This window comes from Burkholderia sp. MSHR3999 (assembly GCF_000833595.1).
Lineage (GTDB): Bacteria > Pseudomonadota > Gammaproteobacteria > Burkholderiales > Burkholderiaceae > Burkholderia > Burkholderia ubonensis.
In genome coordinates, this window is the sequence record NZ_JRFO01000006.1 from 427,375 (window position 1) to 442,279 (window position 14,905).

Below are 14,905 nucleotides of genomic sequence, written 5' to 3' on the forward strand. Positions count from 1 at the left end.
TACCCATGCGCCGCCGGCCGGCCCGCCAGGATTCGAATTCAATCGCTATCGTGCCCAAGTCCTCCGAAAAACTCGATCTCGCCACCCGCGCCGCGTGGCTCTACTACGTCGCGGGCGACACGCAGAACGAAATCGCCGAGAAGCTCCAGGTTTCGCGCCCGGTCGCGCAGCGCCTCGTCGCGTTCGCGGTCGAGAAGAACCTGATCCGCGTGCGCGTCGATCACCAGCTCGCCGACTGTCTCGACCTCGGCACGCAACTGTCGAAACGCTACGGCCTGTCGATGTGCGAAGTCGTGCCGGTCGACGACGACGCGCCCGAGGCGATCGACCGCAAGCTCGCGGTCGCCGGCGCACAGGTGATGGAGCGCTACCTGAACGAGACGCGGCCGATGGTGATCGCGGTCAGCAGCGGCCGCACGCTGAAGGCCGCGGTCGCGCAGATCGCGCAGATCGACCGGCCGCAGCACCGGCTCGTGTCGATGGTCGGCGCGATCGCCGCCGACGGCTCGTCGAACCGCTACGACGTCGCGCAGGACATCTCCGAGAAGACGGGCGGCAAGCACTTCCTGCTGCCCGCGCCGCTGTTCGCGGACAGCGGCGCCGAACGCGCGCAGTGGTGCAATCACCGGCTGTACCGGATCGTCGAGGCGCTGTCGGGCGAAGCCGACGTCGCGCTGGTCGGCATCGGCAACATCGGCACGCACTGCCCGCTTTACGAGGACGGCTTCATCACCGAGCAGGAGCGCGACGAGATGATCGCGCTCGGCGCGGTCGCCGAACTGCTCGGCGTGCCGATCGACGCGCAGGGCCGCCGGATCGCCGCGTCGACGAGCGCGCGCGTGACGAGCGTGCCGCTCGACACGCCGCCGAAGCGCCCGACGATCGCGTTCGCGGGCGGGCCGAAAAAGCGCGACGCGGTGATCGCCGCGCTGCGCGGCGGCTGGCTGTCGGGGCTCGTCACCGACGAGACCTGCGCGCGGGCGGCGCTGGAAGCCCCCGCGTCCTGACACTGCGGCGCGGCCCCGCGCCGAACCCACCGCCGAACCTACGCCGGCCGCGCCGCCGGAAAACCGTGGCGACGCGCGCGCCACGCGCCGATCCATGCGGCCATCAGCAGCGCGACGAGCACCAACGGCATCGCGCCGGCACCGGGCCCGTCAAGCAGCAGCCCGCCGACGACGCCCCCGCCCGCGATGGCGAGGTTCCACACGGTCACGAGCATCGATTGCGCGACGTCGGCGGCCTCCCCCGCCGCGTGCGCCAGCGCCGTCTGGAACAGCGTCGCCGCACCGCCGAACGCGAGCCCCCAAAGCGCGACGGCCGCATAGACGAGCGGGTGAGCGCCGCTCGCGCCGAGCATCAGCGCCGCCAGCGCGAACAGCGCGACGCTCGCGAGCGTCAGGCGCCGCAGCGCATGGACGATCCACGCGCCCGTCAGCGCAATGCCGATCAGCGACGCGACGCCGAACACGAACAGCACCGCATCGACTCGCGCGCCCATGCGCACGCCGGCGAGAAACGGCGCGATGTACGTGTACAGGATGTTGTGTGCGATCACGTACGCGAACATCACGGCGAGCACCGTCCGCACGCCGGGCAGCCGCAGCACGTCGAGCACCGGCCGGTGCGTGCCGGCGGGCTGCCCCGGATAGTCGGGCAGCCGCGCGCGCACCCACGCCGCCAGCGCGAGCGCGGCCAGCGTGATGCCGCCGAACGCGACGCGCCAGCCGAACAGGGACCCGAGCGCGGTGCCGGCCGGGATGCCGATCGACATCGCGACGGGCGCGCCGAGCATCGCGACCGCGATCGCGCGGCCGCGCAGCCGCTCGCCGGCCATCCGGCTCGCGTAGCCGGCCAGCAGCGCCCACAGCAGGCCGGCCGACATGCCCGCGACGAAGCGCGCGACGAGCGTGAGCGCGTAGTACGGCGACGCGGCCGTCAACGCATTCGACGCGACGAAGCCGCCGAGCGCCGCGAGCAGCAGCCGGCGCCGGCGCATCCCGCGCGTCGCGGCGACGAGCGGAATCGCCGCGACGATCGAGCCGAGCGCATAGACGGTCACGAGCTGCCCGACGAGCGCCTCGGTCACGCGCAGGTCGCCGCTCATCAGCGGCAGCAGGCCGGCGGGCAGCGCTTCGGTGAGGATCGTGATGAATCCGGCCGTCGCGAGCGCGAGCAGGTTCGCAACCGGCAGGCGCTCGCCCGCATGCGCGAGCCGGGCCGGCGTGGACGTCGTGTCGCTCATGCCGTCCCCCGTTCGCCGACGCCGTAGACCGCATCGCGCACGTCGGTCACGAAGCGTCCGTGCATCCCTTCGTACAGTGTGTTGGTCAACGCGACGACCGTCAGCCCGGCCGTCCTGTCGACGAACCACGCATGCCCGTATGCGCCGCCCCAGCGCCACGTGCCGGCCGGCTCCGGCGACTGCGCGGCCGCCGGATCGCGCAGCACCGAGAACCCGAGCCCGAAGCCGAATCCCGGCGCGGCGGGCAAGTCGTGCGCGCCCGGCTGCACGCGCCCCATCTCGTCGGTCCACACGGCCTCCAGCCAGCCCGGGCGGCCGGTGCGCAACGCGTCGAGCAGCGCGAGACAGTCGCGCGCGGTGCCGACCATGCCCGCGCCGCCCGATGCAAAGGCCTGGGCATCGAGCGCGCGGGCCGGCTCGTAGCGAATGCCGACCGTGCCCTCGTATACCGGCGCGATATCGAACGCCGCCATCCTGCGCGGCGCGCCATCCGTGCTCACGTAAGGCGTCGCGAGCCGTGCGGCGTCGCGCGCGACGAACGCGGTGTCGATCATGCCGAGCGGCGTCGTGACGAGCGCCGCGACCGCCTCGTCGAGCGGACGCCCGTCGACCGCCTCGATCAGCGCGCCGACCACGTCCGTCGCCAGCGAATACGCCCACGACGTCCCCGGCGCGAACTGCAGCGGCACGCCGGCGATGCGCCGCAGGTTTTCGGCAAGCGTGATGCCCGCGCGATCCATCCCGTCGGAGACGCCGGCGCGCGCATACGGGCCGTCGCCGTCGGCTTCGAGGAAGCGGTAGCCGAGGCCGGCCGTGTGCGACAGCAGATGGCGCAGCGTGATGCGCGCGGGCCGGCCGTCGGGCAATGCCGGCGCGAATTCCGGCAGCCAGCGCGTGACCGGCTCGTCGAGCCCGATGCGGCCCGCCGCGACGAGCCGCATCGCCGCGGCCGTCACGATCGGCTTCGAGACCGATGCGAGCCGGAACAGCGCGTCCTCGCGCATCGGCGTGCCCGCCTCCCGGTCGGCGAGCCCGGCGGCGCGCGCATAGCGCAGTTCGCCGTGACGGGCGACCAGCACGACCGCGCCGACCACGCGTTGGTCGGCGAGCGCGCGCTCGAGCGTCGCGTCGAGCCGTGCGCGCAACGCGACGGCCGGTTCGTGTTCGTGCACGACGGCAGGCAGGGATGACATGGCGTGACCTCGAAAGAAGAAGGAGCGCCCATCGTAGGGAGCCTGCGAAAGAAGAAAAACCGGGTTAGAGTTCCGGACAATCCGGACGCCGACGTCCGCAATCGGGAACCCTGCATGGAAAGTCTGGGCGGCTTCGTCGTCTTCGTTCAGGTCGCGGAAACGCGCAGCTTCGTCGCGGCCGGCCGCGCGCTCGGGCTGTCGGCGTCGGCGGTCGGCAAGCGGATCGCGCGGCTCGAGGCGCGCCTGAACGTGCGGCTCTTTCACCGCAGCACGCGCAGCATCACGTTGACCGCGGAAGGCACGCGCTTTCTCGAGCGCTGCCGGCGCGTGCTCGCCGAGATCGACGCGGCCGAGCAGGAGCTGACGCAGACGGCCGAAGCGCCGCGCGGCCGGCTGCGGCTCAGCATGCCGCTGCTCAGCTCGCTGATGCTGCCGGTGCTCGCCGATTTCATGGCCGCGTATCCGGAGATCGAACTCGACCTCGACTTCAGCGACCGGCTCGTCGACGTCGTCGACGAAGGCTTCGACGCGGTGCTGCGCACCGGCCGGCCGTCGGACTCGCGGCTGTCGTCGCGGTTGCTCGGCCACTTCCGCCAGCACCTCGTCGCGTCGCCCGGCTACCTCGAGCGGCACGGCACGCCGCGCACGCCGGCCGACCTCGCGGCGCACCGCTGCCTGCACTATCGCTTCCCGAGCAGCGGCAAGCTCGAGATCTGGCCGCTGCGCGCGCCGCGCACGGGCACGCCGCCCGTCGTCCCCGTGTCGATGGTCAGCAACAACGCGGAAGCGCGCCTGTGCTTCGCGCTGCGCGGGCGCGGCATCGCCTGCCTGCCCGAGTTCTTCGTGCGCGACGCGCTCGACGACGGCACGCTGCGCACGGTGCTCGACGACCACGTCGAATGCCGCATCGCGTTCTACGTGCTGTGGCCGTCAGGCCGGCATCCGACGCCGAAATTGCGCGCGTTCGTCGATCACGTTGTCGCGCGGCTGCGCCTCTGATCGATCCAGGCCGCTTCAGGCCGCATCAGGCCGCTTCAGGCCATCAAGCGGCCTTCGCGTGCGCGCTCAGGCGCCGGAACGCGCGCCCCTCGCCGTCGAACAGATGGCAGTGGTCGGCTTCCGCCTGCACGCGCAGCGCCTCGCCGGTGCGATACGTGTCGAGCGGCGGAATCCGCGCGATCAGCCCGTCCGGCGCGAGCGCCGATTCCGCGTACAGGTACGCGGAATCGCCGAGCGATTCGACGGCCATCGTCCGCGCGGCGACGCCGTCGGCCCCTGCCCCGACCTTCAGGTGCTCGGGCCGGATGCCGACCGTCACCGCCGCGCCGCGCTGCAGCCCGGCCGCGTCGACCGACACGCGCTGCGTCTCGCCGCTGTCGAAGCGCACCAGCACGCCGAGCGCATCGACCGCCTCGACCGTGCCGCGCAGGAAATTCATCTTCGGCGAGCCGATGAAGCCCGCGACGAACTGGTTCGCCGGCGCGTGATAAAGCGCGTTCGGCGTGCCGACCTGCTGCACGCTGCCGGCCGACAGCACGACGATCTTGTCCGCAAGCGTCATCGCCTCGACCTGGTCGTGCGTCACGTAGATCATCGTCGTCTTCAGCTCGTCGTGCAGCCGCGCGAATTCCAGCCGCATCTTCACGCGCAGCGCCGCGTCGAGGTTCGACAGCGGCTCGTCGAACAGGAACACCTTGGGCTTCCTCGTGATCGCGCGGCCGATCGCGACGCGCTGCCGCTGGCCGCCCGACAACTGCTTCGGCTTGCGGTCGAGCAGGTGGTCGATGTGCAGGATCTTCGCGGCCTGCTTCACCGCCTGGTCGATCTCGGGCTTCTTCGCGCCGGCAAGCTTCAGGCCGAACGCCATGTTGTCGTACAGCGTCATGTGCGGATACAGCGCATACGACTGGAACACCATCGCGATGCCGCGCTTCGCGCTCGGCACGTCGTTGACCTTCGCGCCGTCGATCAGCAGATCGCCGCTCGAGATGTCCTCGAGCCCCGCGATCATCCGCATCAGCGTGGATTTGCCGCAGCCGCTCGGCCCGACGAACACGACGAACTCGCCGTCGGCGATGTCGAGGTTCACGTCGCGCAGCACTTCGTTGTCTTCGTAGCGCTTCGCGATGTTGCGCAGGAGCACGCTTGCCATGATTTGTCTCCGTTCGAGGTTCGATTCGTGATGCGCCGCCCGCGGGCGGCGCGTTGCTCAATTCGGCAGCACCGCGCCGGTCGCCTGCCAGCGCGCGACGTAGCCGGGCAGCTCGTGCATGTCGTCGAATACGTGGCGCGCGCCGATGCCGCGCAGCGCATCGACCTGCGCTGGCGACGCATGCCCGGCGCCGACGAAGCCGAGCACGGTCATGCCGGCCGCGGCCGCCGCGGTGATGCCGGTCGCGCTGTCCTCGACGACGAGGCATTGCGCGGGCGCGACGCCAAGCGCATGCGCGGCGGCGAGATACACGTCGGGCGCGGGCTTCGGGCGCGCGACGGCGTCCGCGCAGAACAGCCGCTCGCCGAAGAAGCGCTCGAGGCCCGTGCGCGCGAGCGCGGCCTCGACGTACGCGCGGTAGCTGTTGCTCGCGCACGCGATCGGCAGCGTAATCGCGTCGAGGGCAGCCGCGATGCCGTCGACGGCCGGCGCGTTCACCGCCGCGGCTTCGACCGCGCGCCGGATCGCGCCGACGTCCGCATCGCCCAGCGTGCGGCCGAGCGCGTCGCTCGCGCCGGCGAGCACGCGCTCGATCCGCAGCCCGAGCAGCGGCATCACCGCGGGCCGCGCGTCGACGCCGGGCCAGCGCGCTTCGAGCTCGCGCACCAGCATGTCGGCGGCCACCGCCTCGCTGTCGATCAGCACGCCGTCGCAATCGCAGATCAGCGCGCCTTCGTTGCGCATTTCGTTCATTTGACCGCCCCGAACGTGAGCCCGCGCACGAGCTGCTTCTGCGACAGCCAGCCGACGATCAGGATCGGCGCGACCGCGAGCAGGGACGCCGCGGACAGCTTCGCCCAGAACAGCCCCTCCGGGCTCGAGTACGACGCGATGAACACCGTCAGCGGCGCCGCGTTCGAGCTCGACAGGTTGATGCTCCAGAACGCCTCGTTCCACGACAGGATCACGAGCAGCAGCGCGGTCGACGCGAGCCCCGGCAGCGCCATCGGCAGCAGCAGGTAGACGATCTCCTGCCACGTCGACGCGCCGTCGATGCGCCCCGCCTCGAGGATGTCCTTCGGAATCTCGTTGAAGTAGGTGAAGGTCATCCACACCGCGATCGGCAGGTTGATCAGCGTGTAGACGATCACGAGCCCCGACACGCTGTCGAGCAGGCCCGCGTTCTTCCACAGCAGATAGATCGGCACCAGCACGCCGACCGACGGCATCATCTTCGTCGACAGCATCCACAGCAGCACCTTCTGCGTGCGGCGGTTCGGGAAGAACGCCATCGCGTAGGCGGCCGGCACCGCGAACAGCAGGCAGATCGCCGTCACGCCGGCCGAGATCAGCACCGAATTCCACGCGAACGAGAAGTAGTTGCTGCGCGCGAACACCTCGCGGAAGCTGTCGAGCGTCGGGATGAAGAACAGCGTCGACGCATACGCCTGCTGCTCGGTCTTGAACGCGGTGAGCGCCATCCAGAAGATCGGGAAGAACAGCGCGAGCGCGATCAGCCACGCCAGCAGGCCCGGCGCCGCGCGGCGCGCCCGGCCGAGCGCGGCGGATACGGCGGACGTGCGGCGGCCGGCATCGAAAGTCAGGTCGCTCATTGTTCGTACTCCCCTTTCAGGTTGCGTGCGAGCATCCGCACGAGGAAGAACGACACGACGTTCGCGACCACGACGGCGATGATCCCGCCTGCGGACGCGAGGCCGACGTCGAACTGCTGCAGGCCGAGCGCGTAGATCAGGTACGACAGGTTGGTCGTCGCGTTGCCGGGGCCGCCGCCCGTCGTCGTGTAGATCTCCGCGAAGATCGACAGCAGGAAGATCGTCTCCATCATCACGACCACCGCGATCGCGCGCTTCAGGTGCGGCAGCGTGATGTAGAAGAACATCGCGACCGGGCCGGCGCCGTCGATGCGCGCCGCTTCCTTCTGCTCCTGGTCGAGCGACTGGATCGCGGTGAACAGGATCAGGAATGCGAACGGCAGCCACTGCCACGCGACGATGATGATCACCGCGGTCAGCGGATAGTCGGCGAACCAGTCGACCGGCGTCATGCCGAGCGCGCGCATCGCGTTCGCGACGAGCCCGTACACCGGATGCAGGATCATGTTCTTCCAGATCAGCGCGGACACCGTCGGCATCACGAAGAACGGCGCGATCGCGAACAGGCGCGCGACGCCCTGCCCGTAGAACTTGCGGTCGAACAGCACCGCCATCAGCACGCCGCCGACCACGGTGATCGCGAGCACCGCGCCGATCAGCACGAGCGTGTGCCAGATCGCCGGCAGGAACGCCGGATCGGTCGCGAGGAAACGGTAGTTGTCGAATCCGGCGAAGCCCTTCACGTCCGGATTGAGCAGGTTGTAGCGCGAGAACGAGTACCAGACCGTCATCGCGAGCGGGATCGACATCCACAGCACCAGCACCGCGACGGACGGCGACACGAGCCAGCTCGCGCCGCGCCGCGGCCGGTCCGGCGCGGGCGGCCGCGGCGCGGCGTCGAGCGGGTGCGCGTGGGTCAGGGGAAGACGTAAGTGACGCATGATCGGGACCACCTCCGATTGAGACGCGGGCGCGCAGCGCTCGCCCGCCTTGCCGCTTCACGACGGCCGTGCGTGCGCGGACGCACGGCGCGCCGCGTGACTTCGCCGTGCTACTTCTGGTAGCCGGCCTGGCGCACCGCGCGGTCGGCCGCGGCCTGCCCGGCCGCGAGCGCCTGGTCGACCGTCAGCTGCCCGGCCACCGCGCCCGCGATGCTCTGCCCGACCACGGTGCCGAACGACTGGAACTCGGGAATGCCGACGTACTGCACACCCGTGTACGGCACCTTCCGCGCGGACGGATCGTTCGGGTCGGCCGTCTCGATCGCCTTCAGCACGAAGTCGGAGAACGGCGCGGCGGCCTTGTATTCGGCGCGCTGATACGTCGACGTGCGCGTGCCCGGCGGCACCGACGCCCACCCTTCGTCCTTCGCGACCAGCTCCACGTACTGCTTCGACGTCGCCCACGCGATGAACTTCTTCGCGGCGTCCTGCTGCTTCGACGTCTTCGGGATCGCGAGCGCCCACGCCCACAGCCAGTGCGAACCCTTCGGCGTCGCCTCGACCGGCGCCGCCGCATAGCCGATCTTGTCCGCGACCTGCGACTGCTGCTTGTTGTACAGAATCCCGGCCGCGACGGTCGCGTCGATCCACATCGCGCACTTGCCGGACGCGGTCAGCGTCAGGTTCTCGTTGAAGCCGTTCGAGCTCGCGCCCGGCGGGCCGTTCTTCTTCAGCAGGTTCACGTAGAAATTGACGGCCTTCTTCCACTCGGCAGAGGTGAGCTGCGCATTCCACTTGTCGTCGAACCAGCGGCCGCCGAACGTGTTCACGACCGTCGACAGGTACGCCATGTTCTCGCCCCAGCCGGCCTTGCCGCGCAGGCAGATGCCGTAGATGCCCTTCGACTTGTCGGTCAGCTTGTCCGCGAACCCGGCGATCTGGTCGTAGGTCGGCTGGTCGGGCATCTTGAGGCCCTTCGCCGCGAACAGGTCCTTGCGGTAGAACGTCATCGAGCTCTCGACGTAGAACGGCAGCGCGTAGAGCTGGCCGTTGTACGACAGGCTGTCGCGCGCGGTCTTCACGACGTCGTTCAGGTCGTAGTCGGCCGGCAGGCCGGCCACCGGCGCGAGCCAGCCGCGCTTGCCCCACTGCGGCGTCTCGTAGGTGCCGATCATCACAACGTCGAACTGGCCGCTGCCGGTCGTGATGTCGGTCGTCGCGCGCTGGCGCAGCACGTTTTCCTCGAGGATCACCCAGTTCAGCTTGATGTCGGGGTTGGCCTTCTCGAACGCCGGCGCGAGCTTCTTCAGCTCGATCATGTCGGGGTTGTTCAGCGTCGCGATCGTCAGCGTTCCCGCGAGCGCGGCGCCGGCGGCCGTCGCGAGCGCCGCGCCGGCGAGCACGCGGGCGGCAAGCGTCTTTCGTTGCATGGCATGTCTCCAGTGTCTTCTGTGTTGTGTTGTCGATGTCGATGAAACGGCGCGCAACCGGCCGGTCGGGCCGCTGCGCGCAGGTCGGGCCGCGTCAGCTCATCCCGCGTCAGCTCATCCAGTTACCGCCGTCGACGTTCAGCGTCTGCGCGGTGATGTAGTCCGCGTCCGCCGACGCAAGGAACAGCGCGGCGCCGGTCAGGTCGGCGGGCAGGCCCATCCGGCCGAGCGGCACCGCCTCGCCGACGAGCCGCTTCTTCTCGCCGAGCGGCCGGTTCTCGTAACGCGCGAAGAGCGCGTCGACCTGCTCCCACATCGGCGTGTCGACGACGCCCGGCGCGATGCCATTCACGTTGATCCGGTGCGGCGCGAGCGCGAGCGCGGCCGACTGCGTATAGCTGATCACTGCCGCCTTGGTCGCGCAATAGTGTGATACGAGCGCCTCGCCGCGCCGCCCGGCCTGCGACGACATGTTGATGATCTTGCCGCCGCGCCCCTGCTCGACCATCCGCTGCGCGACGGCCTGCATCAGGAAGAACAGCCCCTTCACGTTGACGGCGAACAGGCGGTCGAACACGTCCCACGATTCGTCGAGGAGCGGGCGCATGTCGAACAGCGCGGCGTTGTTGAACAGGATGTCGACGCCGCCGAACCGCTCGACCGCGGTGGCGACGATGCGCGCGATGTCGTCGCGACGGGTGACGTCCGCGGCCACGGCGACCGCGCGGCCCGGGCTCGCCTCGATGAGCCGCGCGAGCGACCCGCCGGCCGGTTTCACGTCGACGAGCACGCAGCGCGCGCCCTCTTCCAGATAGCGTTGCGCGACCGCTTCGCCGATGCCGCTCGCGGCACCGGTCAGGATCGCGACCTTGTCCTGCAATCTCACTGGCTGTCTCCGTTTCGTTCTGCTTGTGCGATGGGCCGCGAGATGAGCAAACGCTCGCAGCACGAATAATTGCTCTGATTGCGATCAAATGATCGGATACGAAACCGGGGCTGTCAAGGCGGATCGGGCCGTTTTCGATGATGCGGTGCGGCAGAACGGCGCCGCGCCGACGGCCTCGGGCGCAGGCGAGACAACGGCGAGCGGGACAGGTTGCGGCGCGGGCGGACGCGCCGCGGGGCGGGCGACGGGGCCGGCTGCGGCGCGGGCGGGAAGAAACGGGACGGATGGCCGCATGCGCGGGAAGGCGATACGTTATATCATCGCGATATTCCCGTTCCATTGCCCGCATTGCGCCATGGCTACTTCATCGTCAACGGCGTCCATCGCCGACCGGCTGTCCCGCGCCGACGCGTTCGCCGCCGACCACGGGCTCGCGTGGACGCCGCTGCGCCGGCAGGTCTACGAGCGCGTGCTCGCCGCGCAGCGCCCGATCGGCGCGTACGACCTGCTCGCCGAGCTCGAGCCGCAGCGCGGCCGGGTGCCGCCCACGACCGTGTATCGCGCGCTGGATTTCCTCGTCGAGCACGGCTTCATCCACCGGATCGAATCCAAGAACGCGTTCTTCGCATGCTGCGAGATCGGCGTGCCGCACGAAGGCCAGTTCCTGATCTGCGAATCGTGCGGCGACACCACCGAGATTCCGGGCGGCGACCTCGCGAAGCAACTTTCCGCGAGCCCGCCCGCGCACGGTTTCGAGGTTCATCACCAGGTCGTCGAGCTGAGCGGCCTGTGCGGACACTGCAAGACCAAGCCGGCGCAACGCTGACGCCGAACGCGCGGCCTCGCGCCGCCCCTTCCCGACGAGGAGTTTCATGACCATTGCCCTGACGCGCGCGTCGCTGCGCGCCCCGCTGCCCGCGTTTTCACGCCCCGCCCGCTGGCTCGCCGCCGGCCTCGCCGCGCTGTCGCTCGCCGTGCCCGCGCTCGCGCAGGCCGCGGCCGTCAACGTGGTCGCCGCCGAGAATTTCTACGGCGACGTCGCGTCGCAGATCGGCGGCCGCCACGTCGCGGTGACGAGCATCCTCAGCAATCCCGAGCAGGACCCGCACCTGTTCGAGGCGAGCCCGAAGACCGCGCGCGCACTCCAGCAGGCGCAGCTCGTGATCTACAACGGCGCCGACTACGACCCGTGGATGGGCAAGCTGCTCGCGGCGTCGAAGCAGGCGAAGCGCGCGACGATCGTCGTCGCCGATCTCGTCGGCAAGAAGGCCGGCGACAACCCGCACCTGTGGTACGACCCGGCGACGATGCCGGTCGCCGCGCGCGCGATCGCGGCCGAGCTCGGCCGCGCGGACCCGGCGCACAAGGCCGACTACGACGCGAACCTGCAGAAGTTCATCGCGTCGCTGAAGCCCGTCGACGACAAGGTCGCCGCGCTGCGCGCGCAGTACAAGGGCGTGCCCGTGACGGCCACCGAGCCCGTGTTCGGCTACATGTCCGACGCGATCGGCCTCGACATGCGCAACCAGCGCTTCCAGCTCGCGACGATGAACAACACCGAGGCGAGCGCGCAGGACGTCGCCGCGTTCGAGAGCGACCTGCGCAAGCGGCAGGTGCGCGTGCTCGTCTACAACAGCCAGGCCGAGGAGCCGATCACGAAGCGGATGCTGAAGATCGCGCGCGACGGCGGCGTGCCGACCGTCAGCGTGACCGAGACGCAGCCGGCCGGCAAGACCTTCCAGCAATGGATGGCCGGCCAGCTCGACGCGCTCGGCAAGGCCCTTTCCACCGCCAAGAAATGACCCCGAACCCTCACGCACTCGAACTCGATCGCGTCACGCTCGAACTGGGCGGACGCACGGTCCTGCGCGACGTCAGCTTCTCGATCGAGCCCGGCGAATTCGTCGGCGTGCTCGGGCCGAACGGCGCCGGCAAGACGACGCTGATGCGCGCGGTGCTCGGCCTCGTGCCGGTCGCGGGCGGTGCGCTCCGCGTCGGCGGCGAGCCGGTCGCGCGCGGCAATCCGTCGATCGGCTACATGCCGCAGATCAGGAGCGGCCTCGCGAGCCGCCGGATGCGCGGCTACGATTTCGTCGCGATGGCGGCCGACGGGCACCGCTGGGGCCTGCCGCACGCGAGCGCCGCGACGCGGCGCGACGTCGACCGCGTGCTCGACCTGGTCGGCGGCCGCGCGCTCGCGCGCCGCCCGCTGTCGGAGCTGTCCGGCGGCGAGCGGCAGCGCCTGCTGCTCGCGCAGTGCCTGCTCGACAGCCCGAAGCTGCTGCTGCTCGACGAGCCGCTGATCAGCCTCGACCCGAACCACCAGCGCGGCGTCGTCGAGCTCGTGCGCCGCTTGCAGCGCGAGCTCGGCATCACGGTGCTGTTCTCCGCGCACGAACTGAACCCGCTCCTCAACGCGCTCGACCGCGTGCTGTATCTCGGCAACGGCGTCGCGGCGCTCGGCACCGTCGACGAGGTGATCACGAAGCCCGTGCTGTCGCGGCTGTACGGATCGCCGATCGACGTGATGCGCGTGAACGGCAAGATCTTCGTGATGTCCGGCGACGTGGAAGTCGAGAAGCACGACCACGAGCACGAAGGCGACGACGACGGCCATGCGCACGGCGGCCACGGCCATTCCCACCACGGACACGCGCACCCTCACGCGAGCGGGCAATCACACGATGTTTGAATACGACTTCATGATCAACGCCTTCGCGGCGTCGGGAATCGTCGCGGTGCTCGCGGGCATCGTCGGCTACTTCCTGGTGCTGCGCGGGCAGACCTTCGCCGGCCACGCGCTGTCGCACGTCGGCTTCACCGGCGCGACGGGCGCGGTGCTGCTCGGCATCTCGCCGATCTGGGGGATGGTCGGCTTCACGCTCGCGGCCGGCATCGGCATGGGCGCGCTCGGCGAGCGGCTCGCGGGGCGCGACGTCGCGATCGGCGTGATCCTGTCGGGCGCGCTCGGCTTCGGCCTGCTGTTCCTGCATTTCTATACGTCGTTCGCGACGCAGGTGACGGCGCTGCTGTTCGGCAACGTGCTCGCGGTCAGCCACGACACGCTCGCGGTGCTCGCGGGCATCGGCGCGGTGAGCCTCGCCGCGCTCGCGCTGATCGCGCGGCCGCTGCTGTTCGCGTCGCTGCAGCCCGAACTCGCCGAAGCGAAGGGCGTGTCGCTGCGCGCGGTGTCGGTGCTGTTCCTCGCGGTGTGCGCGCTCGCGGTCGCCGCGGCGACGCAGATCGTCGGCGTGCTGCTCGTGTTCACGCTGCTGGTCGGCCCGGCCGCCGCCGCGCAGAACGTGTCGACGCGGCTGTCGACGGGCGTCGTGCTCGCCGCGCTGTTCGCGCTGTTCGAGGCGTGGCTGGGTATCGTGCTCGCGTATTACACCGACTGGCCGACGAGCTTCTGGATTACGGCGCTGTCGGCGATGGTGTATGGGGCGAGCCTGTTGCGGCGGCACGCGTGACGCACGCGGCGGCGTGACTGCACGCATCATGAAAAACGCCGGCGTGCCTTCGAGGGCACGCCGGCGTTCTTGATTGCGCGACCCGCGCGACGCCGGTCACACGGTCATCGCCCGAGCACCCGCGCATGATGCGCAATGTGATCGGCGATGAACGTCGAGATGAAGTAATACCCGTGGTCGTAGCCCGCATGCCGCCGCAGCGTCAGCGGCTGTCCTGCCGCCGCGCACGCCGCTTCGAACACGTCGGGATTCAGCTGGTTCGCGAGGAATTGGTCGGCGAGCCCCTGATCGACGAGGATGCCGTCCGCGAACTTCGGCGCATCCGCGCGCGCGACGAGCTCGCTCGCGTCGTGTGCCTTCCACGCTTCGCGAGCGTCGCCCAGATAGCCCGAGAACGCCTTCTCGCCCCACGGGCAGCGCGACGGCGCGGCGATCGGCGCGAACGCCGACACCGAGCGGTACAGGTCCGGGTGACGCAGCGCGAGCGTCAGCGCGCCATGCCCGCCCATCGAATGGCCGAAGATCCCGAGCCGCGCGCCGTCGATCGGCAACTCGGCCGTGACGATCTCGCGCAGCTCGCCCGTCACGTACGACTCCATCCGGTAATGCGTCGACCACGGCGCTTCGGTCGCATCGACATAGAAGCCCGCGCCGACGCCGAAGTCCCACGCGTCGGTCTCGCCCGGAACGCCCGCGCCGCGCGGGCTCGTGTCGGGCGCGACGAGCGCGAGGCCGTGCTGCGCCGCGTACTGCTGCGCGCCGGCCTTGATCGCGAACGTCTCCTCGGTGCAGGTGAGCCCCGCGAGATAGAACAGCGCCGGCACGCGGCCGTGCGCGGCCTGCGGCGGCAGGTACACCGAGAACTTCATCGGCAGGCCGATCGCCGTCGAGTCATGGCGATAGAAGCGCTGCTCGCCGCCATGGCACGCGTGTGACGAAACGAGTTCGAGCATCGTCGTCTCCTGTGGTGAACAG

At 70.2% G+C, this 14,905-nt stretch carries 15 protein-coding genes; 6 read left to right on the plus strand and 9 right to left on the minus strand.

Going from position 1 to position 14,905, the window contains the following annotated elements; translation table 11 throughout:
- Positions 1–5: 5 nt before the first annotated feature.
- Positions 6–1,007, plus strand: a complete 1,002-nt coding sequence (locus KY49_RS19220; protein WP_071749337.1) for a sugar-binding transcriptional regulator — start codon at positions 6–8, stop codon at positions 1,005–1,007.
- A gap of 38 nt (positions 1,008–1,045) precedes the next feature.
- Here the strand turns inward: KY49_RS19220 and KY49_RS19225 are convergent, their stop codons facing one another.
- Both KY49_RS19225 and KY49_RS19230 read right to left on the minus strand, forming a co-directional pair.
- The gene (locus tag KY49_RS19225; RefSeq protein WP_042586179.1) at positions 1,046–2,245 is read right to left on the minus strand and encodes an MFS transporter; all 1,200 of its coding nucleotides are present in this window, start codon (positions 2,243–2,245) and stop codon (positions 1,046–1,048) included.
- Complete coding sequence (locus tag KY49_RS19230; protein WP_042586180.1) at positions 2,242–3,438, minus strand: serine hydrolase domain-containing protein; 1,197 nt, start codon at positions 3,436–3,438, stop codon at positions 2,242–2,244. Before KY49_RS19230 ends, KY49_RS19225 begins: the two co-directional genes overlap by 4 nt.
- 114 nt (positions 3,439–3,552) lie before the next feature.
- On the opposite strand from KY49_RS19230, the gene KY49_RS19235 reads away from it, so the two are divergent.
- On the plus strand, positions 3,553–4,437 hold the full coding sequence (locus KY49_RS19235; RefSeq protein WP_042586181.1) for a LysR family transcriptional regulator: 885 nt from the start codon (positions 3,553–3,555) through the stop codon (positions 4,435–4,437).
- 43 nt (positions 4,438–4,480) lie between these two features.
- Here KY49_RS19235 and KY49_RS19240 read toward each other — a convergent pair whose 3' ends face one another.
- The 6 genes from KY49_RS19240 to KY49_RS19265 all read right to left on the minus strand — a co-directional run bounded on the left by KY49_RS19240 (position 4,481) and on the right by KY49_RS19265 (position 10,460).
- Complete coding sequence (locus KY49_RS19240; RefSeq protein ID WP_042586182.1) at positions 4,481–5,590, minus strand: ABC transporter ATP-binding protein; 1,110 nt, start codon at positions 5,588–5,590, stop codon at positions 4,481–4,483.
- Positions 5,591–5,647: 57 nt separating this feature from the next.
- Entirely contained in the window at positions 5,648–6,343 is a 696-nt protein-coding gene (locus KY49_RS19245; protein ID WP_042586183.1) for an HAD family hydrolase, read from the minus strand.
- Positions 6,340–7,203, minus strand: a complete 864-nt coding sequence (locus KY49_RS19250) for a carbohydrate ABC transporter permease (RefSeq protein ID WP_042586184.1) — start codon at positions 7,201–7,203, stop codon at positions 6,340–6,342. The genes KY49_RS19245 and KY49_RS19250 overlap by 4 nt, the downstream gene beginning before the upstream one ends.
- The gene (locus KY49_RS19255; protein WP_042586185.1) at positions 7,200–8,144 is read right to left on the minus strand and encodes a carbohydrate ABC transporter permease; all 945 of its coding nucleotides are present in this window, start codon (positions 8,142–8,144) and stop codon (positions 7,200–7,202) included. The genes KY49_RS19250 and KY49_RS19255 overlap by 4 nt, the downstream gene beginning before the upstream one ends.
- Positions 8,145–8,254: 110 nt before the next feature.
- The gene (locus KY49_RS19260) at positions 8,255–9,574 is read right to left on the minus strand and encodes an ABC transporter substrate-binding protein (RefSeq protein ID WP_042586186.1); all 1,320 of its coding nucleotides are present in this window, start codon (positions 9,572–9,574) and stop codon (positions 8,255–8,257) included.
- Between the two features lie 109 nt (positions 9,575–9,683).
- On the minus strand, positions 9,684–10,460 hold the full coding sequence (locus KY49_RS19265) for an L-iditol 2-dehydrogenase (RefSeq protein ID WP_042586187.1): 777 nt from the start codon (positions 10,458–10,460) through the stop codon (positions 9,684–9,686).
- A gap of 355 nt (positions 10,461–10,815) precedes the next feature.
- On the opposite strand from KY49_RS19265, the gene KY49_RS19270 reads away from it, so the two are divergent.
- Genes KY49_RS19270 through KY49_RS19285 form a run of 4 tightly spaced genes read left to right on the plus strand, consistent with a single transcriptional unit; the run spans position 10,816 to position 13,930 of the window.
- Entirely contained in the window at positions 10,816–11,286 is a 471-nt protein-coding gene (locus KY49_RS19270) for a Fur family transcriptional regulator (protein ID WP_042586188.1), read from the plus strand.
- Between the two features lie 46 nt (positions 11,287–11,332).
- Positions 11,333–12,262, plus strand: coding sequence for a metal ABC transporter solute-binding protein (locus tag KY49_RS19275; RefSeq protein ID WP_042586189.1), 930 nt, complete (start codon positions 11,333–11,335; stop codon positions 12,260–12,262).
- Positions 12,259–13,152 (plus strand): ABC transporter ATP-binding protein, encoded by an 894-nt coding sequence (locus KY49_RS19280; RefSeq protein WP_042586190.1) that lies wholly within the window; start codon positions 12,259–12,261, stop codon positions 13,150–13,152. The genes KY49_RS19275 and KY49_RS19280 overlap by 4 nt, the downstream gene beginning before the upstream one ends.
- A complete protein-coding gene (locus KY49_RS19285) occupies positions 13,145–13,930 on the plus strand; it encodes a metal ABC transporter permease (protein WP_042586191.1) in 786 nt (261 codons plus the stop codon). The genes KY49_RS19280 and KY49_RS19285 overlap by 8 nt, the downstream gene beginning before the upstream one ends.
- 104 nt (positions 13,931–14,034) lie before the next feature.
- Here the strand turns inward: KY49_RS19285 and fghA are convergent, their stop codons facing one another.
- Positions 14,035–14,883 carry an S-formylglutathione hydrolase gene (gene fghA, locus KY49_RS19290; protein WP_042586192.1) on the minus strand — a complete coding sequence of 283 codons (849 nt, stop codon included), beginning with the start codon at positions 14,881–14,883 and terminating at the stop codon, positions 14,035–14,037.
- Positions 14,884–14,905 lie beyond the last annotated feature (22 nt).

What these genes read in the sequence shown, in the direction of transcription:
- KY49_RS19220 (WP_071749337.1), top strand. Translation starts at nt 6, where the DNA reads ATGCGCCGCCGGCCGGCCCGCCAGGATTCGAATTCAATCGCTATCGTG.
- KY49_RS19225 (WP_042586179.1), bottom strand. Translation starts at nt 2,245, where the DNA reads ATGAGCGACACGACGTCCACGCCGGCCCGGCTCGCGCATGCGGGCGAG.
- KY49_RS19230 (WP_042586180.1), bottom strand. Translation starts at nt 3,438, where the DNA reads ATGTCATCCCTGCCTGCCGTCGTGCACGAACACGAACCGGCCGTCGCG.
- KY49_RS19235 (WP_042586181.1), top strand. Translation starts at nt 3,553, where the DNA reads ATGGAAAGTCTGGGCGGCTTCGTCGTCTTCGTTCAGGTCGCGGAAACG.
- KY49_RS19240 (WP_042586182.1), bottom strand. Translation starts at nt 5,590, where the DNA reads ATGGCAAGCGTGCTCCTGCGCAACATCGCGAAGCGCTACGAAGACAAC.
- KY49_RS19245 (WP_042586183.1), bottom strand. Translation starts at nt 6,343, where the DNA reads ATGAACGAAATGCGCAACGAAGGCGCGCTGATCTGCGATTGCGACGGC.
- KY49_RS19250 (WP_042586184.1), bottom strand. Translation starts at nt 7,203, where the DNA reads ATGAGCGACCTGACTTTCGATGCCGGCCGCCGCACGTCCGCCGTATCC.
- KY49_RS19255 (WP_042586185.1), bottom strand. Translation starts at nt 8,144, where the DNA reads ATGCGTCACTTACGTCTTCCCCTGACCCACGCGCACCCGCTCGACGCC.
- KY49_RS19260 (WP_042586186.1), bottom strand. Translation starts at nt 9,574, where the DNA reads ATGCAACGAAAGACGCTTGCCGCCCGCGTGCTCGCCGGCGCGGCGCTC.
- KY49_RS19270 (WP_042586188.1), top strand. Translation starts at nt 10,816, where the DNA reads ATGGCTACTTCATCGTCAACGGCGTCCATCGCCGACCGGCTGTCCCGC.
- KY49_RS19275 (WP_042586189.1), top strand. Translation starts at nt 11,333, where the DNA reads ATGACCATTGCCCTGACGCGCGCGTCGCTGCGCGCCCCGCTGCCCGCG.
- KY49_RS19280 (WP_042586190.1), top strand. Translation starts at nt 12,259, where the DNA reads ATGACCCCGAACCCTCACGCACTCGAACTCGATCGCGTCACGCTCGAA.
- KY49_RS19285 (WP_042586191.1), top strand. Translation starts at nt 13,145, where the DNA reads ATGTTTGAATACGACTTCATGATCAACGCCTTCGCGGCGTCGGGAATC.
- fghA (WP_042586192.1), bottom strand. Translation starts at nt 14,883, where the DNA reads ATGCTCGAACTCGTTTCGTCACACGCGTGCCATGGCGGCGAGCAGCGC.